At 65.3% G+C, this 20,451-nt stretch carries 22 protein-coding genes; 6 read left to right on the top strand and 16 right to left on the bottom strand.

The window, feature by feature from the left end; genetic code table 11:
• Positions 1 to 102: 102 nt before the first annotated feature.
• Complete coding sequence (locus tag L995_RS17050) at positions 103 to 1,101, bottom strand: TRAP transporter substrate-binding protein (RefSeq protein ID WP_047472746.1); 999 nt, start codon at positions 1,099 to 1,101, stop codon at positions 103 to 105.
• 267 nt (positions 1,102 to 1,368) lie between these two features.
• Here L995_RS17050 and L995_RS17055 point away from each other — a divergent pair, with 267 nt between their 5' ends.
• The gene (locus tag L995_RS17055) at positions 1,369 to 2,601 is read left to right on the top strand and encodes a multidrug effflux MFS transporter (protein ID WP_016445793.1); all 1,233 of its coding nucleotides are present in this window, start codon (positions 1,369 to 1,371) and stop codon (positions 2,599 to 2,601) included.
• 28 nt (positions 2,602 to 2,629) lie between these two features.
• Here the strand turns inward: L995_RS17055 and L995_RS17060 are convergent, their stop codons facing one another.
• The 3 genes from L995_RS17060 to orn form a co-directional block, all read right to left on the bottom strand.
• Complete coding sequence (locus L995_RS17060) at positions 2,630 to 4,099, bottom strand: sensor domain-containing diguanylate cyclase (protein WP_016451114.1); 1,470 nt, start codon at positions 4,097 to 4,099, stop codon at positions 2,630 to 2,632.
• Between the two features lie 150 nt (positions 4,100 to 4,249).
• Positions 4,250 to 6,316 (bottom strand): DEAD/DEAH box helicase, encoded by a 2,067-nt coding sequence (locus L995_RS17065; protein WP_047472747.1) that lies wholly within the window; start codon positions 6,314 to 6,316, stop codon positions 4,250 to 4,252.
• 332 nt (positions 6,317 to 6,648) lie between these two features.
• A complete protein-coding gene (gene orn / locus L995_RS17070; protein WP_016445790.1) occupies positions 6,649 to 7,254 on the bottom strand; it encodes an oligoribonuclease in 606 nt (201 codons plus the stop codon).
• 30 nt (positions 7,255 to 7,284) lie between these two features.
• Here orn and L995_RS17075 point away from each other — a divergent pair, with 30 nt between their 5' ends.
• The 3 genes from L995_RS17075 to rsgA are packed head-to-tail and all read left to right on the top strand — an operon-like array spanning position 7,285 to position 9,922.
• Positions 7,285 to 8,586: a M48 family metallopeptidase gene (locus tag L995_RS17075; protein WP_047472748.1), complete on the top strand. Its 1,302-nt coding sequence runs from the start codon at positions 7,285 to 7,287 to the stop codon at positions 8,584 to 8,586.
• 16 nt (positions 8,587 to 8,602) lie between these two features.
• Positions 8,603 to 8,935 carry a 4a-hydroxytetrahydrobiopterin dehydratase gene (locus tag L995_RS17080; protein WP_047472749.1) on the top strand — a complete coding sequence of 111 codons (333 nt, stop codon included), beginning with the start codon at positions 8,603 to 8,605 and terminating at the stop codon, positions 8,933 to 8,935.
• A gap of 18 nt (positions 8,936 to 8,953) precedes the next feature.
• A complete protein-coding gene (gene rsgA, locus L995_RS17085) occupies positions 8,954 to 9,922 on the top strand; it encodes a ribosome small subunit-dependent GTPase A (protein ID WP_016445787.1) in 969 nt (322 codons plus the stop codon).
• 91 nt (positions 9,923 to 10,013) lie between these two features.
• Here the strand turns inward: rsgA and L995_RS17090 are convergent, their stop codons facing one another.
• The 6 genes from L995_RS17090 to rpsP all read right to left on the bottom strand — a co-directional run bounded on the left by L995_RS17090 (position 10,014) and on the right by rpsP (position 14,109).
• Entirely contained in the window at positions 10,014 to 11,003 is a 990-nt protein-coding gene (locus L995_RS17090; protein ID WP_026062341.1) for a CobD/CbiB family protein, read from the bottom strand.
• A 68-nt stretch (positions 11,004 to 11,071) separates the two neighbouring features.
• Positions 11,072 to 11,800 carry a CoA pyrophosphatase gene (locus L995_RS17095; RefSeq protein ID WP_047472750.1) on the bottom strand — a complete coding sequence of 243 codons (729 nt, stop codon included), beginning with the start codon at positions 11,798 to 11,800 and terminating at the stop codon, positions 11,072 to 11,074.
• A gap of 87 nt (positions 11,801 to 11,887) precedes the next feature.
• The gene (gene rplS, locus L995_RS17100) at positions 11,888 to 12,268 is read right to left on the bottom strand and encodes a 50S ribosomal protein L19 (protein WP_016445784.1); all 381 of its coding nucleotides are present in this window, start codon (positions 12,266 to 12,268) and stop codon (positions 11,888 to 11,890) included.
• Positions 12,269 to 12,378: 110 nt separating this feature from the next.
• Complete coding sequence (gene trmD / locus L995_RS17105) at positions 12,379 to 13,149, bottom strand: tRNA (guanosine(37)-N1)-methyltransferase TrmD (RefSeq protein ID WP_017405202.1); 771 nt, start codon at positions 13,147 to 13,149, stop codon at positions 12,379 to 12,381.
• A gap of 12 nt (positions 13,150 to 13,161) precedes the next feature.
• The gene (gene rimM, locus L995_RS17110) at positions 13,162 to 13,731 is read right to left on the bottom strand and encodes a ribosome maturation factor RimM (protein ID WP_016445782.1); all 570 of its coding nucleotides are present in this window, start codon (positions 13,729 to 13,731) and stop codon (positions 13,162 to 13,164) included.
• Between the two features lie 123 nt (positions 13,732 to 13,854).
• Positions 13,855 to 14,109 carry a 30S ribosomal protein S16 gene (gene rpsP / locus L995_RS17115; protein ID WP_012207143.1) on the bottom strand — a complete coding sequence of 85 codons (255 nt, stop codon included), beginning with the start codon at positions 14,107 to 14,109 and terminating at the stop codon, positions 13,855 to 13,857.
• 145 nt (positions 14,110 to 14,254) lie between these two features.
• Between rpsP and L995_RS17120 the strand changes: the two genes are divergently transcribed.
• Together L995_RS17120 and L995_RS17125 are read left to right on the top strand one after the other, a co-directional pair.
• Positions 14,255 to 14,779: a GNAT family N-acetyltransferase gene (locus L995_RS17120; RefSeq protein ID WP_047472751.1), complete on the top strand. Its 525-nt coding sequence runs from the start codon at positions 14,255 to 14,257 to the stop codon at positions 14,777 to 14,779.
• 7 nt (positions 14,780 to 14,786) lie between these two features.
• Entirely contained in the window at positions 14,787 to 15,290 is a 504-nt protein-coding gene (locus L995_RS17125) for an NINE protein (RefSeq protein WP_016445780.1), read from the top strand.
• A 76-nt stretch (positions 15,291 to 15,366) separates the two neighbouring features.
• Here the strand turns inward: L995_RS17125 and L995_RS17130 are convergent, their stop codons facing one another.
• From L995_RS17130 to L995_RS17155, 6 genes are all read right to left on the bottom strand, one after another.
• Positions 15,367 to 16,377, bottom strand: a complete 1,011-nt coding sequence (locus L995_RS17130; RefSeq protein WP_016445779.1) for an inorganic phosphate transporter — start codon at positions 16,375 to 16,377, stop codon at positions 15,367 to 15,369.
• 22 nt (positions 16,378 to 16,399) lie between these two features.
• Positions 16,400 to 17,047 carry a DUF47 domain-containing protein gene (locus L995_RS17135; protein ID WP_016445778.1) on the bottom strand — a complete coding sequence of 216 codons (648 nt, stop codon included), beginning with the start codon at positions 17,045 to 17,047 and terminating at the stop codon, positions 16,400 to 16,402.
• Positions 17,048 to 17,190: 143 nt separating this feature from the next.
• On the bottom strand, positions 17,191 to 17,553 hold the full coding sequence (locus tag L995_RS17140) for a DMT family protein (protein WP_016445777.1): 363 nt from the start codon (positions 17,551 to 17,553) through the stop codon (positions 17,191 to 17,193).
• A 252-nt stretch (positions 17,554 to 17,805) separates the two neighbouring features.
• Positions 17,806 to 18,552: an ABC transporter ATP-binding protein gene (locus L995_RS17145; RefSeq protein WP_047472753.1), complete on the bottom strand. Its 747-nt coding sequence runs from the start codon at positions 18,550 to 18,552 to the stop codon at positions 17,806 to 17,808.
• A 3-nt stretch (positions 18,553 to 18,555) separates the two neighbouring features.
• Positions 18,556 to 19,350 (bottom strand): ABC transporter ATP-binding protein, encoded by a 795-nt coding sequence (locus tag L995_RS17150; protein WP_016445775.1) that lies wholly within the window; start codon positions 19,348 to 19,350, stop codon positions 18,556 to 18,558.
• Between the two features lie 17 nt (positions 19,351 to 19,367).
• The gene (locus L995_RS17155) at positions 19,368 to 20,447 is read right to left on the bottom strand and encodes an ABC transporter permease subunit (protein ID WP_013800924.1); all 1,080 of its coding nucleotides are present in this window, start codon (positions 20,445 to 20,447) and stop codon (positions 19,368 to 19,370) included.
• Positions 20,448 to 20,451 lie beyond the last annotated feature (4 nt).

The raw sequence follows: 20,451 nt of genomic DNA on the forward strand, positions 1-20,451 counted from the left end.
CTCAGCTGGTAGAGCAGCGGACTCTTAATCCGTTGGTCGAGTGTTCGAATCACTCAGGGCCCACCACCAACACCCCGAAAAAGGCACTCAGCGCACCGGCGCTCAGTGCCTTTTCTTGTTGTACTCCATCAGCACCGACATATTGCTGCTGCCGGCCTTGGCCACCCACTCGCGACCAAAGCGCTCGCCCACCAAATCCAGCATGTGGCGCAGATCCGCCGACGGCGCGGCCACGGACACCTTGTTATCGGCAAGGATCTTCTTGCCCAGCTCATCGGCCTGCTGGGCCAGCGCCCAGCCATCTTTTTCAGCCGACTCGGCAGCGCGGCCAATGGCCTGGCGCTCGGGCTCGGTGAAGCCCCTCCAGGCAAGTTCGCTGACGCAAAGCATGTTCTTGGGAATCCAGGCCTTGATATCCAGAAACACCTTCATGGCCTTCCAGGCCTGGATGTCGGCGCCCGTGGCGCTGGAGGTAATCATGGCATCGATGCCACCTTGCTCCACGACGGCACCCAGATCGCCTGCGGCAATCACCACCGGCTGCGCCCCCCAGAGCTCGGCCAACCGCTTGGTCGCATCGCTTTGCACACGCAGCCTGAGGCCCTTGAGATCCGCGATGCTGTGGACCGGGCGCCGACTCAGGAGACCCTGCGCCGGCCAGGGCACGGCAAACAGCAGGCGCGCGCCCTGCTGGGCCAGCAAGAACTCCTGCAGCACGGGGCGGGTCAACTGCCACAGGCGCGCGGCCTCGTCAAAGCCACGCACCATGAAAGGCAGCGAGTCCATGGCCAGCAGCGGGTGGATATCCGCACAGGACGACATGAGCACTTCGCCGAACTGGAGGTCATTGCGCTTGAGCGCAGGCAGCACCTGCGCCATGGGCTTGAGCGCCGAGCCGGACACCACCTCGATCTCCAGCGACTGCCGGGTGTCGGCACCCACGCGTGCCGCGAAATTGCGCAGGTTCTGCGTGTGGAAGATGCCATCGCCATAGGCCGCCGACAGCTGCAGCCGGTGGCCCTTGGACCAGGCCGCGCCGGCGGTCAGCTGCAACGCGGCCGGAGCCAGGCCTGATATCAACGTGCGGCGAGAAACAGTCATGAAAGATCCTTGGCGAAAGCGCCCAGAACCATGCCATCCACCCGACGGCGGACCTGTGCATGCGGGCGAAAAAGATAAATTTTATCGATATTTATATAATTTAGATACAAACTATCAACTCATTCCATCGCCCAGGTCATTCGCCAAGCCATCCGTCACACCGGATTCCAGCCAAGCCGCTACAGTGTCACCCTGCCGCAGACGCATGAGTGTGCGGCCCTCTTCTGCGCCTGTGGCCCGCCTGCAGCGCACAACCGCCTCGCCTGCATGCCACAAAATGTTTCCCCGCTCTGGCAGGGCCCGCGCTGGGCCCTGGCCGTCCTGCTTGCCATCCTGGGCATGCTGGGGCCGTTCTCGATCGATACCTACATCCCGGCCTTCTCGGGCATCGCCCAGGCCTTGAACGCCACGCCGCTGCAGATGCAGCAGACGCTGTCGGCCTATCTGTTCGGCTTTGCCTTCATGAACCTTTTCCATGGCGCCATGGCCGACAGCTTTGGCCGCCGCCCCGTGGTGCTATGGGGACTGGCCGTGTTCACGCTGGCCTCGGCAGGCTGCGCGCTGTCGCAGAACATCACGCAACTGGTGCTGTTCCGGGCGCTGCAGGGCCTGTCCACGGGCGCCGGCATCGTGGTGTCGCGCGCCGTGGTGCGCGACCTGTTTCCGCCTGCCCAGGCCCAGCGCGTGATGGCCCAGATCACCATCTTCTTCGGCATTGCCCCGGCGCTGGCGCCGGTGCTGGGCGGCTGGCTGTTCGTGCACCTGGGCTGGGCGGCCGTATTCTGGTTCCTGACGCTGGTGGGCGTGCTGCTGTGGAGCATCAACTGGCGCTTTCTGCCCGAGTCTCTGCCGCAGGCGCAGCGCCAGCCCTTCCGGTTCAAGCCACTGATGCAGGGCTACAAGGCGCTGTGCAGCGATCCGCGCTTTGTGCTGCTGGCCTTTGCCAGCGGCGTGCCGTTCAACGGCATGTTTTTGTACGTGCTGTCGGCCCCCGCCTTCCTGGGCGACCTGCTGCACCTGCAGCCGCAGCAGTTCTTCTGGTTCTTCGTGATTTCGATCTCGGGCATCATGGGCGGCGCCTGGGTGAGCGGCCGGCTGGCCGGGCGCATTCCACCCAAGCACCAGATCCGCCACGGCTTCGTGATCATGTTCGTGGTGTCCATCGTCAACCTGGTTGCCAACCTGATCTGGCCTGCCCATGTGAGCTGGGCGTTGATTCCCGTGGGTGTGTTCGCCTTCGGCTGGGCCATGATGGTGCCCGTCGTGACCTTGCTGGTGCTGGACATCCATCCCGAGCGGCGCGGCCTGGCCTCATCGCTGCAGGCCGTGGTGGGCTCCACGGCCAATGGCATCGTGGCCGGCGTGCTGGCGCCTCTGGTGATGCATTCGACGGTGCTGCTGGCCCTGGGCTCGATCAGCATGATGCTGATCGGGCTGGCGTCGTGGATCTACCTGCATCACCGCTGGCCCGAAATCGGGCGGCATGCCTCGGAGGCCTGAAGGCCACTGCTCCCGGGATCCCGGGCGTCTATGCCCGGCCCGCGCGGCGGTCCAGCATTTTTTCCTTGTAGTAGCGCGCCTTTTCGGCATACATGGCCTGGTCCGCGCGTGACACGGTGGCCTCCAGCTGGCTGCCCTCGTTGCAACAGGCCACGCCCATGGACAGGCTGACCAGCTGACCCGGATAGAACTGGTTGTTGAGCTCCAGCAGGGACAGGATGCGCTCTTTGACGGCTTCGGCGCCGCGCTCGTCCGAGGCTGGCAGCAGCACCATGAATTCGTCGCCGCCCACGCGTGCCGCACAAGCGGGCGCATCCACGGCCTTGGTCAGCACTTCGCCCACGCGGCGAAGCATGTCGTCGCCTGCGGCATGGCCATGCTCGTCATTGGCCTCCTTGAGACCATTCATGTCGATGGCGATCACGGCCAGCGGCCACGGCCCCTTGCGCGCCAGGCGGTTCAATTCCTCGATATAGAAGGCGCGGTTGCGCAGTTGGGTGAGCACGTCGTGCTTGCCCAGGTATTCCAGATAGGCCTCGGCCTTCTTGCGTGCCGTGATATCCACCAGGGACAGCAGCACCAGCCCCCAGTCGTCCGCATGGCCGTCCAGCACGGCCAGCTGCATGTGGATGTGCAGCGTGTCGCCCGACAGCGCGTAGTTCACCACTTCGCGGTGCTGCACGAGCTTGCCGTTCCACAGGTCCTGGAGTTGATCGGCAAAGGAGTCGATCATTTCATCGCGGAAGATGCGGCCCAGCCGGCTCAGCAGCTGCAGCTTGTCGGTGGCACCGAACATGCGCAGCGTCTGGCGGTTCACGTCGATGACGCGAATCTCCTGCATGCAGCGCGAGATGAATTCCGGATGCACCTTGAGGAAGGTGGCGAAATCGCTGATGCCCTGGGCGCGCACATCGTCGAGCAGGCGCTTGATGGAGCTGAAGTCCTCGACCCACAGCGACACGGGCGAGTACTCGAACAGGTCGCGCGAGTACTGCTCGCTGCGGTGCAGCTGCCGCGTGCTGCGCATCTCGGCCGTCACGTCCTCCAGCGACACCAGCACGCAGTCCCAAAGCTCCTCATGGCCGGGCAGGATGCGGCCACGGATCTGCACGTCCAGCCGGCGCCCGTCCAGCGTGTAGTTGGCGGTGCGGTTGGCAAAAGTCGGCGAGCCCTTCCAAAGCTCCTGCAGCTCGCAGGCCAGGCCGGCATGCATGTCGTCACGGAACACCTGGCCCAGGCTGTCGAGAAAGGTCTGCTGGTCCGCGGCGCCGAACAGGTCCAGCGTGCGCTGGTTGACGCGAACCACCCTGAGCGCGGCACTGCACTGCTGCAGTGCCTGCGGATGGGCAGAAAAATGCGCCTGCAGATCGGTCACGCCCTGTGCTCGCCACTGGTCGAGCAGGCGCTTGAGCGCGCTGTAGTCCTCCAGCCATAACGAGACGGGGGCCAGTTCGAACATGTGCTCAAAATCCACACTGGACGCGATCAAAGACTCCACAGGGCACCTCCGCGCCGCGATTATGGCAGTCGCAGAGCCCGCCAGACAGCAGGTTCTGCGCCACGAACACAGGCAGCGCCAGGCAGGCAGGCGGATTGCCCAAAAAAAACCGGCCCCGAAGGGCCGGTCTGCATGCAAAGCCGGAATCGATCAGCGCACGGCGCGCTTGCGATCGCCGCCCTGGGGCGAGTAAGGCTTGGGAGCGCTCTTGCCAAAGGCCGGACGGCGCTCACCACCGCCGAAGCCGCCGCGGGATTCACCGCCGAAGCCACGCGACTCACCGGATGCACCACGGAAGCCGCCATCGCGGTGGCCGCCATCGCGGTGGCCGCCATCGCGGGGAGCACCCTCACGACGGTCGCCGCCGCGCGCAGCGCCACGGTCGCCGCCGAAGCCACGGCCTTCGCCGCCACGGCCAAAGCCGCCTTCACGCGGAGCCTGGCTGTAGCCGCCTTCGCGCTGGCCCTGGCCAAAGCCGCCTTCGCGCTGACCCTGGCCGAAGCCGCCTTCACGCTGGCCGCCACCGAAGCTGCCGAAGCCGGCCTTGCGGCCATAGCCTTCCGAATCACGGCGGGGGCCGAAGCCACGGTCGCCACCGCGATCACCAAAGCTGCGCTCGCGGTCACCACCGCCGAAGCCGCGGTCGCCACCGAAACCACCACGACCACCGCCGGCGGAGCCTCGGCGATCACCACCACGGCCTTCAAAGCCGCCGCCACGACGGCCGCCACGGCCTTCGTTGCTGCTGGGTGCGCGCTGTGCAGGCTCGAGACCAGGAATCACCTCGGCCTTGAATTGCTGACGGCTGTAGCCTTCGATATCGAAAATGCGGCGGCGGTCACGGAATTCCGCGAACGTCACGGCCACGCCTTCGCGACCGGCACGACCCGTGCGGCCGATGCGGTGGGTGTAGTCCTCGGCCTTCATGGGCAGGCCGTAGTTGAAGACGTGGGTGATGGAGGGCACGTCAATGCCGCGTGCCGCCACATCGGTCGCCACCAGCACCTGCACCTGGCCGCTGCGCAGCGCCATCAGGCGGCGGTTGCGCAGGCCCTGGCTCAGGGCGCCGTGCAGCGCCACGGCCGAGAAGCCGTCCTGCTGCAGGTCGTTGGCCAGGCCGTCGCACTCGACCTGGGTCGATGCGAAGACGATGGCCTGGTTGATGGTGGTGTCGCGCAGCCAGTGGTCCAGCAGCTTGCGCTTGTGCTGGGAGTTGTCGGCCCAGAACAGCACTTGCTTGATGTTGGCGTGCTTTTCCTGGGGCGTGTCGATGGTGACCTTCTTCACGCCCGATCCGCCGTCATGCATCACGCGCATGGCCAGCTGCTGGATGCGGGGCGCGAAGGTGGCGCTGAACATCATGGTCTGCTTGCGCTGGGCCGTCAGGTCGTTGACTTCGGCCAGATCGTCCGAGAAGCCCAGGTCCAGCATGCGGTCGGCCTCGTCGACCACCAGGAACTGCACCTGGTCGAGCTTGATCTGCATCGAGCGCTGCAGGTCCAGCAGACGGCCAGGCGTGGCCACCACGAGGTTGGCGTTCTGCAGCTTGGCAATCTGCAGCTGGTAGGGCATGCCGCCCACCACGTTGGCAATGCGGATGCCACGGCAGTGCTTGACCAGTTCGATGGCGTCATGCGCCACCTGCTGAGCCAGCTCGCGCGTGGGGCACAGGATCAGGGCGCCGGGAACGGCCGCCTTGAAGTTGCGGGGATTGGTGGGGTCCTTGCGCTTGTTGCGCTTGGGCGTGGGCTGGCCGCTGGCAGTGGCCTCGGCGCACTGGCGGTCATATTCGGCGCGGATGGCGGCTTCCTCGTCAGCCTTTTGCTGGATCAGCGTGTGCAGCACGGGCAGCAGGAAGGCGGCGGTCTTGCCCGAGCCGGTCTGGCTGGAAACCATCAGGTCGATGAAGGCCTGATCACCACTGCCCATGGCCAGGGGAATGGCTTGCGCCTGCACGGCCGTGGGCTGGGTGTAGCCCAGATCGGCAACGGCGCGGACCAGCTCTTCAGCCAGGCCCAGCTCGACGAAGGCGTTGGGGAGTTCGGGAGCTGCCTGAGCGGCTTCGGCGCCCTCGACGGTTTCAGCAGCGGCCTGCGACTCGGCGGCCTGCTCGGCACCGGCAACGGCGGCGTCCAGCACGGAAGAGGCTTGGGCAGCGCAAGCAAAAGAGGAATCGGCAGCGGCAATGATGCCCTGCTCTTGAGAGATGTCGTTCATGAATGGCTCTAACGAAAAGCACGCGCAGTCAGCGATCTGCCACGCTTTTCTCGACGGTTGGGTCAACATCCACCGTCAGACTTGACCGGCCCTTCGCAAAAGGGCGGATGGGCGTTTTCGGCTGGTCCGAAACCGATGGTCCCGCCATCCATGAAAGCCTTCATGGATGGTCTGTGGACATCGACCTCAGACACACAGCGCAGGAGCCCTTGTGTGATGGAGATGTGCAAATTGCCCCTTGTTGATGGAGGCAAGCTGTAGATTGTCGCACTCCTGGGGTTTTCCCGCAAGCCCCCTGCACAAAAATGGCCGGAGGGCCCCGGCTCCGGGCGCTAGACGCTCAGCAGGCGTGCGCGATAGTGCGCCAGCTCATCGATGGATTCATGCACATCGGCCAGCGCCGTGTGGCGCTGGGCCTTCTTGAAGGATGCGTAGGCATCGGGCTTCCAGCGCCTGGCCAGTTCCTTGAGGGTGCTGACATCAACGTTGCGGTAGTGAAAGAAGTCGTTGAGCTTGGGCATGTAGCGCTCCATGAAGCGCCGGTCCTGGCCAATGCTGTTGCCGCACAGCGGCGCCTTGCCCTTGGGAACGTACTGCGCCAGGAACTTGATCAGCGCGGCTTCCGCATCGGCCTCGGTGGTGGTCGATGCCTTGACGCGCTCGATCAGGCCGCTCCTGCCGTGCGTGCCCTTGTTCCAGGCGTCCATGCCGTCGAGCAGGGCATCGCTTTGATGGATGGCGAACACAGGACCCTCGATGCGCGTGGCAAGGTCCGGGCTGGTGACGACCACGGCGATCTCGATGATGCGATCGGTGTCGGGCTGCAGCCCGGTCATCTCGCAGTCGAGCCAGACGAGATTGAGGTCGGATTTGCTCAGGGTGACGGGCGTGCCGGATTCGGCGGGGACGGGAATGCAGGCGCTGGAGGCTTCGGACATGGCCCAAATTGTCGCCTACACTGCGGCCACATGGTCTTCAACCCCGATTTTTCATCGACGCTTTCCCTGCTGTTTGCCGCAGCCGTGCTGGCCCAGTGGCTGCTGCGCGCCTGGCTGGCCTCGCGCCAGGTGCGCCATGTGGCAGGCCACAGAGCGCAGGTGCCCGAGGCCTTTGCGCAGCGCATCAGCCTGGCCGCCCACCAGAAGGCCGCCGACTACACACTGGCGAAGGCACGCGCTGCCCTGATCGACATGACGCTGGGCGCCGTGGTGCTGCTCGCATGGACGCTGCTGGGCGGGCTGGATGCACTCAACCAGCAGTTGCTGGAATGGATGGGCGCCGGCCTGTGGCAGCAATTGGCGCTGCTGGCCAGCTTTGCTCTGATCTCCGGCCTGGTGGAGCTGCCGCTGTCGCTCTACCAGACCTTTGTGCTGGAGCAGCGCTTCGGCTTCAACCAGATGACGCTGCGGCTGTGGCTGGCCGATGCCGCCAAGTCCACGGCCATGGGCGCAGCCATCGGCCTTCCGATTGCGGCACTGATCCTGTGGCTCATGGGTTCGGCCGGCGACCTGTGGTGGCTCTGGGCATGGGCCGTCTGGACGGGCTTCAACCTGCTGCTGATGTGGATCTTCCCGACCTTCATCGCACCGCTGTTCAACAAGTTCGATCCACTGGAGGACGGCCCGCTCAAGGAGCGCGTGAGCGCACTGATGCAGCGCTGCGGCTTCACGGCCAAGGGCCTGTTCGTGATGGACGGCAGCCGCCGCTCGGCACATGCCAATGCCTATTTCACGGGCTTCGGCCACTCCAAGCGCGTGGTGTTCTTCGACACCTTGCTCAAGCAGCTGGACGCCGACGAGGTGGAGGCCGTGCTCGCGCATGAGCTGGGCCATTTCAAGCACCGCCACATCCTCAAGCGCATGCTGCTGATGTTTGCCGCCAGCCTGGCGGGCTTTGCGCTGCTGGGCTGGCTGTCGCAGCAGCTGTGGTTCTACCTGGGCCTGGGCGTCCGTCCGGGTCTGGACCTTGCGCTGGGACACAGCGGCATCGGCGCCGGCAACGAGGCCGTGGCGCTGCTGCTGTTCCTGCTGGCCGTGCCGGTGTTCAGCTTCTTTGTCACCCCACTGTTCTCGGCCCTGTCGCGCCGCGACGAGTTCGAAGCCGATGCCTACGCCATGCAACAGGCCAGCGGCGCCCACCTGGCCTCGGCACTGCTCAAGCTGTACGAGGACAATGCTTCAACGCTCACGCCCGATCCCTGGTACGTGAGCTTTTACTACTCGCATCCGCCCGCCCTCGCCCGGCTGGCGCGCATGCCCTCTCCGACCTGAACCATACGCACTCACCATGAGCACACAACGCTTGCAACAACAGGACTGGTCCAACCAGCAGCGCCGCGCGCTGACTTCCGACGAACTGCACACCGCACTGGCCGCCCTGCCGGGCTGGCAGCTCGATGGCGATGCCATCGCCAAGAGCTACGCCTTCGCCAACTACTACGAGACCATGGCCTTCGTGAATGCGCTGGCCCTGATCGCCCACCAGCAGGACCACCATCCCGACCTGACCGTCAGCTACGGCCGCTGCGGTGTACGCCTGAACACGCATGACGTGAACGGCATCTCGTCCACCGACATCGAATGCGCACGCCGCATCGATGCGTTGCTGACGCGCCCATGAATCGCACCCCGCTGACCCATGGCTGAGCGCTCCGCACTGCACGAAGGCCTGGTCGTCTCCAGCCATGGCCGCCATTGCGTGGTCGAGACCGAAGACGGCTCGCGCCACATCTGCCACCCGCGCGGCAAGAAGAGCCAGACCGTGGTGGGCGACCGCGTGCGCTGGCAACTTCCGCCCCCAGGCCAGGGGGAGGAAGGCACCATAGAAAAGGTGCTGGAGCGGCGCAACCTGTTCTACCGGCAGGACGAGATACGCACCAAGTCCTTTGCAGCCAACATCGACCAGGTGCTGATCCTGATCGCCGCCGAGCCGGTCTTCTCCGAAAGCCAGCTGGCCCGCGCCCTGATCACTGCCGAAGCCACCCACATCAAGCCCCTGATTGCCCTCAACAAGCGTGACCTGGCCGAGCCCTTTGCCGACGCCTGGGAGCGCCTGGAGCCTTATCGCGAGATGTACCTGGGCCAGGAAAAGCCGCACTACGAGGTGCTGTCGCTGTCGCTGGCCAATGAGGGCGAGGCCGATCGGCAGCTGCTGATGAAGCACCTCAAGGGCAAGGCCACGCTGGTGCTGGGCCCTTCCGGCTCGGGAAAGAGCACCCTGATCAACCTGCTGGTCCCCGGCGCACGCGCGGCCACCAACGAGATCTCGCAGGCACTGAACTCCGGCAAGCACACGACCACCACGACCAGCTGGTACTGGATGGACGAGGAGCGCACGACAGCCCTGATCGACTCGCCGGGCTTCCAGGAGTTCGGCCTGCGCCACATCGAACCCACCGACCTGCCCCGCTGCATGCCCGACATCGGCGCCCATGCGCAGGAATGCAAGTTCTACAACTGCACCCACCTGCACGAGCCCGGATGCGCGGTCATGCCGCGCGTGGAGGATGAGGAACACGGCATGGACGCCGACCATGACATCAGTGCCAACCGGTACTGCATCTATGCCGAGCTGTTTGATGAGTTGAGTCAGGCCACGAAGTATTGAGCCTCCCCCAAACGCCACCGGGCCGCTCCGGGAGGGAGGAAACGACGCCTCCAAAGGGGCGTCATCCAGGACTCGCCCGCAGGCTCCGCACTCAGCCCAACAGGCGCGCCAGCGACAGCAGCGCCAGCAGCAGCAGCCAGACCACGACCGAGCGCCAGACCAGGCCGACCACGCTGCGCAGGTGGCCGATCTCGGGCTCACGGCCCGGCGTGGCTTCGCTGTCCACGTCGAGGTCGATCTCCTCGCCGTCGTCCCGGGTCACCGAGATGCCCTCGCGGCGCTTGAGTGCCTCGCCGCCCAGGCGCACGTTGATGGCGCCCGAGGTGGCGGCCAGGATCACGCCGTCGTTGTCGTTGGGAAAGCGCTGGGCATGGAAGCGCCAGCCCTCGATGGCCTCCTCGAAACTGCCGACCACGGCAAAGGAAAGAGCCGTCAGCCGTGCGGGCAGCCAGTCGATCACGGTCCAGGCCAACCGTGAGGCGTGCTGCAACTGGACACTGACCTGGCTGCCACCCAGCAGGCCCTTGCGCGACCAGGAGCGCGACAGGTGCTCGGTCATGCGGTAGAACACGGCACCCAGCGGACCCAGGCCCAGCGCCGCCAGTGCAGAGAACCAGAACAGCACGCCAAACACATGGCGATGCGCCGCCAGCACCGAGTACTCGATCACATGGCGCACCACCTCGCTGCGGGGCACTTCGCTGGCGTCCACCTGCTGCCAGTGGGCGAGGGCTTCGCGCGCCGCGTACTCGTCACCTGCATCCAGCGCATCGCGGATGCGCGTGAAGTGGTGGCTGAACTGGCGAAAGCCCAGCGTGACGTAGAGCACGGCCACATTCCAGACCATGGCCAGCGGCCAGCCCACGCCCCACAGCAGCAGCAGATAGATGCCTGTCACCAGCACGCAGGGCAGCGCCACCGCCACGGTCCAGGCCAGCCAGCCGTGGTGCGCCTGGCCGGCATCGAAGTTGCGGCGCACCGAAACCGTCCAGGCCCTATAGCCTGTGTGCACCAGGTTGGCCGGCGTCAGGGGGCGCGCCTGCTCGATCAGCAAGGCGATCAGAATGGCAAAGAAACTCATCCGGCCATCATACTGGCGCATGCGGGCAGGCCCGTGACCCCGGGGTGGCACGGCACCCCATCCGGGCATCAGGCCGACAGGAATCGGTAAAGATTGCGCAGCATGCCGGCCGTGGCGCCCCAGATGTAGCGCTGGCGGTCTCCATCCTGGTAGGGCATGGCAAACCATTCGCGCGGCACGCCGTTCCAGACCATGGCGTGGCGCTCATGGTTGGCAGGATCGAGCAAAAAGGACAGCGGCACCTCGAACACGTCCGCCACCTCGTAGGGATTGGGATGCAGGCGCGCCCGGGGATCGACCAGGGCCACCACCGGCGTGATCAGAAAGGCCGTGCCCGTGGTGTAGATGGGCAGGTTGCCCAACACTTCCACATCGCCGGCAGCAAGCCCGACTTCCTCCTGCGCCTCGCGCAGGGCCGTGGCCTGGGCAGACACATCCTCAGGATCGCGCTTGCCACCCGGAAAGGCCACCTGGCCCGAATGCGTGGACAGATGGGCCGTGCGTTCGGTCAGCAGCACCGTGGGCTCGGAGCGCAGCACGATGGGCACGAGCACGGCGGCATCGGTGGGCTGGCGATCGCTGAAGCGTTTCTCGCACACCACCTCGGGAGCCCAGCGGGGCGGCCGCGCAAAGCGCTGGCGCAGGGCATCCGGCGCGCGGGCCTCCAGAGGCACGGCGGGCAGGTGGCTGTCCCTGCCCACCAGTTGCGCCATGCGCGGGTCGGCGACCGAGGCGACGGCCGCTGGCGTCGGGCCGCCGGTCGGCACGGGTATGGCGGTATCGGGCAGAGAGGACACGAATGAAGGAATGTGGTGAGAAACGACCGGGCAACAAAAAAGCCGCTACAGGCGACTGTAGCGGCTTTCCAGCTGTGACGCAGGTGCTCAGGCTTCGGCAGAAACCTTGACACGCGACGGCAGCTTTTCCTTGATGCGGGCCGACTTGCCGCTGCGCTCGCGCAGGTAGTACAGCTTGGCACGACGCACATCACCGCGACGCTTGACTTCGATGCCGGCGATCAGGGGCGAGTAGGTCTGGAACGTACGCTCCACGCCTTCACCACTGGAGATCTTGCGCACGGTGAAGCCGCTGTTCAGGCCACGGTTGCGCTTGGCGATCACGACGCCTTCGTAGGCCTGCACGCGCTTGCGGCTGCCTTCGACCACGTTCACGCTCACGATGACGGTGTCACCGGGGGCGAACTGGGGGATGGTCTTGTTCAGACGGGCGATTTCCTCTTGCTCGAGGGTCTGGATCAGATTCATGGTCAACATCCAATCGATCTTGTCCGCGCCAGGATTGGCAAGCGCCGGGATTGGCGCCATGGCTGCTTTGTTCGTAGCAGCGGCCGGATAGAGGATCGAAGAATCGCGGATTATAGCCCGGCGGCGTTTTTTGCCAAAAACCCCTCGTCCTTGGCATTGAGCAGGCCCTGGGCGCGCGCCTGCTCTATCAGCTCGGGCCGGTGCCTGGCCGTGATGGACAGGCGCTGGTCGCGGCGCCAGCGCTCGATCTGCGCGTGGTGCCCAGACAACAGCGGCGCCGGCACTTCGCGCCCTTCCCAGACTTCGGGGCGCGTGTAGTGCGGGCAATCGAGCAGGCCGTCGAGCGCGGGATTGAAGCTGTCCTGCTGGAAGCTGCCCTCGTCGTTGAGCACGCCGGGCTGCAACCGGGCCACGGCATCGAGCAAGGCCATGGCGGCAATCTCGCCACCGGAGAGCACGAAGTCGCCCAGGCTCAGCTGGTGCGTGACATGGGCATCGATGAAGCGCTGGTCCAACCCCTCGTAGCGGCCGCACAGCAAGATGGCACCCTGCCCCTGCGCCCAGTCGGCGACCACGCAGTGGCGCAGCGTCGTGCCTATCGGCGAAAACAGCACCACCGGCGCCGGCTCGGTCTCGCCCGCGTCGCGGCGCGCCTGCTGCGCCGCCTCCAGGCAGCGCTGCAGCGGCTCGGCCATCATCACCATGCCCGGCCCGCCGCCGAAGGGGCGGTCGTCCACGCGCCGGTAGTTGCCCTGGGCATGGTCGCGCGGATTCCACAGGTGCACGCCGACCTGGCCCGAGGCATAGGCCCGGCGCGTCACGCCGCTTTCGAGAAACGGCGTGAACAGCTCGGGAAACAGCGTGAGGATGTCGAAGCGCATGGATGTCGGCGATCAGTAGTCGGGCTGCCAGTCGGCAACGATGGTCTTGCCCGGCAGATCCACCTTGTCCACATAGGCGTCGACAAAGGGAATCATGCGCTCGCGCTCCTTGCCATCCTCTTCATAGGCCAGCACCAGCACGGTCTGCGGGCCGGTGGACAGCAGGTCTCGGACGATGCCCAGGGCCACGCCTTCGCGGTTGACCACGGACAGGCCCAGCAGGTCGACCCAGTAATACTCGCCATCCTCGGGCTGCGGAAAATCGCTGCGCGCCACGAAGATGCGTGCACCGCGCAGGGCCTCGGCAGCGTTGCGGTCGTTCACGGCGGGCGAGGTGGCGACGACGGAGTCGGAGTGCACGCGCGCCTGCTTGACCGGCAGCAGCACGGTTCCGGTGAACTGCCGGGCGCCTTTTTCGGCGGGCTGCAGATACCACTGCTTGGCCGTGAACAGGGCCTCGGGGTCGGAACTGAAGGCCGCCACCTTGAACCAGCCCTTGATGCCCCAGGCATCGGCGATGCGCCCGACCTCCACGGCATCGGCAGGCAGGACGCTGGCTTCGAGTTCAGGCATGTGGCTCATGGCAGTCGGTAGGCAGTAGGTGGACGGTCAATGCAGATCGGTGCAAGGCGATCCGGAGGGGGAAAACAAAAACGGGCCCCGTCAGACAAGCCAACGGAACCCGATTTCAGAAGGGGTGCTGGATTAAGCAGCAGTCTTCTGGGTGGCCTGCTTGATCAGGCGCTCTGCGGTCTCGGAAGCCTGCGCGCCAACGCCCTTCCAGTAGTTCACGCGGTCCAGAGCAACGCGCAGACCCTCTTCGCCACCACGGGCGTTGGGGTTGTAGAAGCCCAGACGTTCGATGAACGAACCATCGCGGCGAACGCGCTTGTCAGCAGCAACGATGTTGTAGAACGGACGGGCCTTGGAACCGCCGCGAGAGAGTCGAATGACGACCATGATTTTCCTTCGGGTGGCGCAGCCACCACGTAATTAACACACAATAAATGGCTGCACAGAGTTTTGCGGCGTTTGAGACACGCGACATGGCCACCCGGCCAGCGACACGCCGTAAAACCAGCGATTATATCGAACTTCTTTTCTCATGCCTACCATCCGCCCAAGCCAGTACAGCGATCTCGCTGCCATCACCGCCATCTACCGCCACCACGTGCTGCATGGCACAGGAACGTTCGAGACCGATCCCCCTTCCGAAGCCGACATGGCCACGCGCCGCGCGGATGTGCTGGCCAAGGGCCTGCCCTATCTGGTCGCCGTGGACGCACAGGGCCAGGTGCTGGGCTTTGCCTACGCCAACTGGTTCAAGCCGCGCCCGGCCTATCGTTTTTCTGCCGAGGATTCCATCTATGTGCATGACGCGGCACGCGGCCAGGGCGTGGGCCGCCTGTTGATCGATGCGCTGTCGCACGACTGCGAGGCGGCCGGCGTGCGCAAGCTGCTGGCGGTGATCGGCGACTCGGCCAATGCCGGCTCCATCGGGGTGCACCGCGCTGCAGGCTTCACCCCTGCGGGCACGCTGCGCTCCATGGGATGGAAGTTCGGCCGCTGGCTGGACATCGTGCTCATGGAGAAGACCCTGGGAGACGGCGACCGCAGTTCGCCCGAATAATGGGCGCATGAACCGACCCAGCACGCCCCTGCCCCAGACCACCGGCGCCGACCGGGCTCCCCGCCCCAGGAACAAGACACTGGCCGCCTGGCTGGCCTTTGTGGGCGGGCCGCTGGGGCTGCATCGCTTTTACCTGCATGGGCTCGGCGACTGGCTGGGCTGGCTGCTGCCCGTGCCCACGGCGCTGGGCGTGTACGGCATCGAACGCGTGCAGCAACTGGGACAGGACGACCAGCTCAGCTGGCTGCTGATTCCGCTGCTGGGCTTCACCATCGCCGGCTGCGCGCTGCGCGCCATCCTCTACGGGCTGACCGATACCGAAGCCTGGAACCGGCGCCACAACCCCGGCATTGACGTGCAGGCGCAGGCCGGACGCACGGGCTGGTCAACCATCTTTGCCATTGCGCTGTCGCTGATGCTGGGCGCCGCCGTGCTCATGGCCAGCATTGCCTACAGTTTCCAGCACTACTTCGAGCACCAGGTGGAGGAGGCGCGCAAGATTTCGCAGTGAGGCGCAGCCAACGCCTCCCCCGAAAAAAGAAAGACCGCCATGAGCGGTCTTTCTTTTTGGCGGCAGCAGCCCCGGCTCAATACAGCTGCAGGCTGATCCAGTAGGCAATCGATGCCACGAAGGCGCTGGCAGGGATCGTCAGCACCCAGGCCCAGACGATGTTGCCTGCCACGCCCCAGCGCACGGCGCTGGCGCGCTGGGTGGAGCCCACGCCGACGATGGCGCCGGTGATGGTGTGCGTGGTCGAGACCGGCACGCCCAGGAAGGTTGCAAAGAACAGCGTCAGTGCACCACCGCTTTCGGCGCAGAAGCCGCCCACGGGCTTGAGCTTGGTGATCTTCTGACCCATGGTCTTGACGATGCGCCAGCCGCCGAACATGGTTCCCAGGCCGATGGCCAGGTAGCAGCTGACGATGGTCCACAGCGGCGGCTCGGCGTCGCCGGCATTGGCATAACCGGTGGCGATCAGCAGCAGCCAGATGATGCCGATGGTCTTTTGCGCGTCATTGCCGCCGTGGCCCAGGCTATAGGCACCGGCGGAGACCAGCTGCAGCCTGCGGAACCAGCGGTCCACCCTGTTGGGCGCGGCGCGCCGGCAGACCCAGGCCACCAGCACCATCATCAGCGAGCCTAGCAGGTAGCCCAGCAGCGGCGAGACGAAGATGAAGGCCACGGTCTTCCCGATGCCGCTGGCAATCAGTGCGCCTGCGCCGGCCTTGGCCATCACCGCGCCCACGATGCCGCCGATCAGCGCATGCGAGGAACTGCTGGGGATGCCGTAGTGCCAGGTGATCACGTTCCAGGCAATGGCACCGACCAGGGCACCGAAGACCACATGCGTGTCGACGATGCCGGGCTGCACGATCCCCTTGCCCACGGTGGCTGCCACGCTCAGGTGAAAGACAAAGACCGCCACCACGTTGAAGAAGGCCGCGAAGGCCACGGCCTGCGTGGGCTTGAGCACGCCCGTGGAGACCACGGTGGCGATCGAGTTGGCAGCATCGTGGAAGCCGTTCATGAAGTCGAACAGCAGGGCCAGCACCACCAGCAGGATCACGACCCACAGGGCCGCTTGTACGGATTCCATAGAGAAACGACTCCGCGAGGGCTCAGGAATTCTCGAGGACGATGCCCTCGATCAGGTTGGCCACGTCCTCGCAGCGGTCGGTCACCGTCTCCAGCAGCTCGTAGATGGCCTTGAGCTTGATGACTTCGCGCACATCGGGCTCTTCGCGGAACAGCTTGCTCATGGCCGAGCGCATCACGCGGTCGGCGTCCGATTCGAGGCGGTCGATTTCCTCGCAGGTCTTCATCGCCGCGTCCACCACCGAGGGATCGGAGATGCGCGACAGCAGCTTGACCGCATCGCGCAGCCGCTCGCAGCAGCGCACGCACAGGTCCGTCAGGCGCGTGATCTCTTCCGTCATGTGGCGCACGTCGTACAGCGCCATGGTCTCGGCCGAGTCCTGGATCAGGTCGGCCACGTCGTCCATGGTGTTGATCAGCGAGTGGATGTGCTCGCGGTCCAGCGGCGTGATGAAGGTCTTGTGCAGCGCCTTGGTGACGTCGTGCGTCACGCGGTCTGCGGCACGCTCGGCGTTGTTCACGTCCTCGTTGTACTTCTCGCGAAGATGAGGATCGTTGTAGTTGGCGACAAGCTGCGAGAAGGCATGCGCGGCTTCGACGATGCGATCGGCATGCTGGTTGAACATCTCGAAAAAATTGCCTTCGCGCGGCAATAACTTGCCAAAAAGCATGAATGCTCCTTACCGGGAAACAGGGGGAACCAGGCGACTCACTGCGTCACATTGCGGATGCTTGGCATGGCTTCCCGGCTTGAACGGGGCGAAGTGTACTCTTGAGTCCCAGGCGCGTTTTTGCGCGCCGGCGCGCCGCCCTGTCAGCCGCTGCGAAAAATAAAGTACACCGCGCCCACCATGCACAGCCCGGCCCAGAGGAAGTCCCATTTGAGCGGCTGGTTCAGGTAGAGCACGGCAAAGGGCGCGAACACCGCCAGCGTGATCACCTCCTGGATGATCTTGAGCTGCGCCACGCTGAACTGCGTGTGGCCTATGCGGTTGGCGGGCACCTGCAGCAGGTACTCGAACAGCGCGATGCCCCAGCTGACAAGGGCTGCCACGTACCAGGGCGACGAGGCGTGGTTCTTCAGGTGGCCATACCAGGCGAAGGTCATGAAGACATTGCTCATGGCCAGCAGGACCACGGTCTGCAGCCCGACGGGGATGTGTTGGAGCCAGTTCATGTGATGTGCAGCCCGACGCGGGGAAACCCAAATTATCGCGTCCGGCACTGGGCAGGGCCGATTTTCGATTTCTTTCCAAAAATTGCCTTTTTGCGCGAATTTCCTCGAATAACCCATTCCATCGCACAAATACGCAAAGTCTCGCACCGATCGACGCTTGATGAATCTTCATCAAATCGTCATATTTTTGCCATATCCCGTCAGTGGCACGGGGCATTCCATCCATCCCCGCGCTCACGGCAGCCGTGGCGCTCACTCGCCCAGATAGGCAGCCCGCACGCGCGGGTCGCTGAGCAGGGTCTGGCCGGGTCCCGTCATGGTGATCAGGCCGGACTCCATCACATAGCCGCGATCGGCCAGCGCCAGCGCACGGCTGGCATTTTGCTCGACCAGCACAAGGGTCACGCCCAGGCCGTGCACGTCGCTCACCACCTCGAAGATCTTGTCCACCATGATGGGCGACAGGCCCATGGAGGGCTCGTCCAGCAGCAGCACCTTGGGCTGGCTCATCAGCGCGCGCGCCATGGCCAGCATCTGCTGCTCGCCACCCGACATGGTGCCGGCCAGCTGGTCGCGGCGCTCCTTCAGACGCGGGAAGATGCCGAACATGCGCTCGATGTCGGCGGCAATGCCGGCCTTGTCGTTGCGCGTGTAGGCGCCCATGAGCAGGTTCTCGGTGATGGTCATGCGCGCGAACACGCCGCGCCCCTCCGGCACCATGACCAGGCCCTGGGCCACCAGATCCCAGGCGCCCACGTTGCGGATGCTGCGGCCCAGGTAGTGCACGTCGCCGTCCGCCATCTGCAGGCTGCGCGTGACGGCCTTCATGGTCGTGGTCTTGCCCGCACCGTTGGAGCCGATCAGCGAGACCAGCTCGCCCTGGCGCACCTCGAAGTCCACACCCTTGACGGCCTGAATGCCGCCATAGGCCACCTTCAGGCCCTCGACCTTCAGCAGCACCGGAGGGGACACGCCCTTGTCTTGCTCTTGCTCGCCCATGGTTCAGTGTCCTCCCGTGCCCAGATAGGCTTCGATCACCTTGTCGTTCTTCTGCACCTCGGCCGGCGTGCCTTCGGCAATGGGCTTGCCATAGTCGAGCACGGTGACGCGGTCGCACAGGCCCATGACCAGCTTCACGTCGTGCTCGATCAGCAAGATGGTGCGCTGGTCGCGGCGGATGCGGTCGATCAGCTCGCGCAGCTGCACTTTCTCGGTGGCATTCATGCCGGCGGCAGGCTCGTCCAGCGCGATCAGCTGCGGGTCGGTGGCCAGGGCCCGCGCGATCTCCAGGCGCCGCTGGTCGCCGTAGCTCAGCGTGCGGGCCTTGAAGTCCGCGTACTTGGAGATGCCCACGTAGTCCAGCAATTCACGGGCGCGCGCGCGGATGGCGGCCTCCTCGGCCTTGAAGCCGCGCGTGCGCAGCACCGCGCCGATCAGGCCCGAGTGCGTGCGCACATGGCGCCCGACCATCACGTTCTCCAGCGCCGTCATCTCGGCAAACAGCCGGATGTTCTGGAAGGTGCGCGCAATGCCGGCCTTGGCCACCTTGTGCACGGCCGTGGGCTCGTAGGCCTTGCCGGCCAGCTCGAAACTGCCGCTGTCGGGCGTGTACAGGCCCGTGATCACGTTGAAGAAGGTGGTCTTGCCCGCGCCATTGGGTCCGATCAGTCCGTAGACCTGGCCCCGGCCAATGGTCATGCCCACATCGGACAGCGCCTGCAGCCCGCCGAAGCGTTTGGAAATGCCCGAAACCCTGAGCACCGGAGCGCTGGAGCTGTTGTCTGCCGTATTCGCCATCTGCGGTTTCTCCATGCTCAGGACTGGTGCGGCAGGTTCTTGCCATGCTCGGGCGACGGCCACAGGCCGCGCGGACGCATCAGCATGATGACGATCATGGCCAGCGCGATCAGCAGCTGGCGCAGGATGGAGGCATCGAGCCGCCCATCGGTCATCTGCTGCAGGGGACCGGCCACATAGCGCAGCACCTCGGGCAGGGCCGACAGCAGCACCGCACCCAGGATCACGCCGGGCAGATGGCCCAGGCCGCCGAGCACCACCATGGCCACGATCATGATGGACTCCATGAGGCTGAACGACTCGGGAGAGACGAAGCCCTGGAAGGCCGCGAACATGGCGCCCGAGACACCACCGAAGGAAGCGCCCATGCCGAAGGCCAGCAGCTTCATGTTGCGCGTGTTGATGCCCATGGCTTTGGCGGCGATCTCGTCCTCGCGGATGGCCATCCAGGCGCGGCCTATGCGCGAGTCCTGCAGGCGCCAGCAGATCACGATGCTGACCAGCACCAGGAAGAGGAACAGGTAGTAGTACAGCGTGACCGAGCTGATGTCGTAGCCGAAGATCTCCTGGCGCTTGGCCAGGTCCAGCCCCAGAATCTTGACCGAGTCGATCTGGCCTATGCCCTTGGGGCCGTTGGTGATGTTGACCGGCTGGTCCAGGTTGTTCATGAAGATGCGGATGATCTCGCCGAAGCCCAGCGTGACGATGGCCAGGTAGTCTCCGCGCAGCTTGAGCACCGGGATGCCCAGCAGTATTCCCGTGATGCCCGCCAGCAGCGCCGCCAGCGGTATCACCAGCCAGATGGAGGTATGCAGCCCGTCCGGGAACATGGCGGCAAAGCCCTCGAAGGTCTCCGCCAGATGCGGCGAGGCCATCAGCGCAAACATGTAGGCGCCCACGGCGTAGAACGCCACGTAGCCCAGGTCCAGCAGGCCTGCATAGCCCACCACCACGTTCAGGCCCAGTGCCAGCAGCACATAGAGCAGCGCCAGGTCGGCGATGCGCACCCAGGCATTGCCGAAGTACTGCAGCACCAGCGGCAGCACCATCAGCGCCAGGCCGCCCAGAATCCATTGCACGGTCTTCTTGCTGTTCATGCGT

This window comes from Delftia sp. ZNC0008 (genome assembly GCF_000799035.1).
Classification (GTDB): domain Bacteria; phylum Pseudomonadota; class Gammaproteobacteria; order Burkholderiales; family Burkholderiaceae_C; genus Comamonas; species Comamonas tsuruhatensis.

Bases quoted from the DNA above. Each gene is read 5' to 3' on its own strand.
- L995_RS17130 (WP_016445779.1), bottom strand. From the start codon at position 16,377: ATGGAATCCGTACAAGCGGCCCTGTGGGTCGTGATCCTGCTGGTGGTG.
- L995_RS17080 (WP_047472749.1), top strand. From the start codon at position 8,603: ATGAGCACACAACGCTTGCAACAACAGGACTGGTCCAACCAGCAGCGC.
- L995_RS17150 (WP_016445775.1), bottom strand. From the start codon at position 19,350: ATGGCGAATACGGCAGACAACAGCTCCAGCGCTCCGGTGCTCAGGGTT.
- L995_RS17075 (WP_047472748.1), top strand. From the start codon at position 7,285: ATGGTCTTCAACCCCGATTTTTCATCGACGCTTTCCCTGCTGTTTGCC.
- L995_RS17135 (WP_016445778.1), bottom strand. From the start codon at position 17,047: ATGCTTTTTGGCAAGTTATTGCCGCGCGAAGGCAATTTTTTCGAGATG.
- L995_RS17120 (WP_047472751.1), top strand. From the start codon at position 14,255: ATGCCTACCATCCGCCCAAGCCAGTACAGCGATCTCGCTGCCATCACC.
- rplS (WP_016445784.1), bottom strand. From the start codon at position 12,268: ATGAATCTGATCCAGACCCTCGAGCAAGAGGAAATCGCCCGTCTGAAC.
- orn (WP_016445790.1), bottom strand. From the start codon at position 7,254: ATGTCCGAAGCCTCCAGCGCCTGCATTCCCGTCCCCGCCGAATCCGGC.
- L995_RS17140 (WP_016445777.1), bottom strand. From the start codon at position 17,553: ATGAACTGGCTCCAACACATCCCCGTCGGGCTGCAGACCGTGGTCCTG.
- L995_RS17090 (WP_026062341.1), bottom strand. From the start codon at position 11,003: ATGAGTTTCTTTGCCATTCTGATCGCCTTGCTGATCGAGCAGGCGCGC.
- trmD (WP_017405202.1), bottom strand. From the start codon at position 13,149: ATGCGCTTCGACATCCTCACGCTGTTTCCCGAGCTGTTCACGCCGTTT.
- L995_RS17050 (WP_047472746.1), bottom strand. From the start codon at position 1,101: ATGACTGTTTCTCGCCGCACGTTGATATCAGGCCTGGCTCCGGCCGCG.
- L995_RS17055 (WP_016445793.1), top strand. From the start codon at position 1,369: ATGCCACAAAATGTTTCCCCGCTCTGGCAGGGCCCGCGCTGGGCCCTG.
- rpsP (WP_012207143.1), bottom strand. From the start codon at position 14,109: ATGGTCGTCATTCGACTCTCTCGCGGCGGTTCCAAGGCCCGTCCGTTC.
- L995_RS17125 (WP_016445780.1), top strand. From the start codon at position 14,787: ATGAACCGACCCAGCACGCCCCTGCCCCAGACCACCGGCGCCGACCGG.
- L995_RS17065 (WP_047472747.1), bottom strand. From the start codon at position 6,316: ATGAACGACATCTCTCAAGAGCAGGGCATCATTGCCGCTGCCGATTCC.
- rimM (WP_016445782.1), bottom strand. From the start codon at position 13,731: ATGAGCCACATGCCTGAACTCGAAGCCAGCGTCCTGCCTGCCGATGCC.
- L995_RS17155 (WP_013800924.1), bottom strand. From the start codon at position 20,447: ATGAACAGCAAGAAGACCGTGCAATGGATTCTGGGCGGCCTGGCGCTG.
- rsgA (WP_016445787.1), top strand. From the start codon at position 8,954: ATGGCTGAGCGCTCCGCACTGCACGAAGGCCTGGTCGTCTCCAGCCAT.
- L995_RS17145 (WP_047472753.1), bottom strand. From the start codon at position 18,552: ATGGGCGAGCAAGAGCAAGACAAGGGCGTGTCCCCTCCGGTGCTGCTG.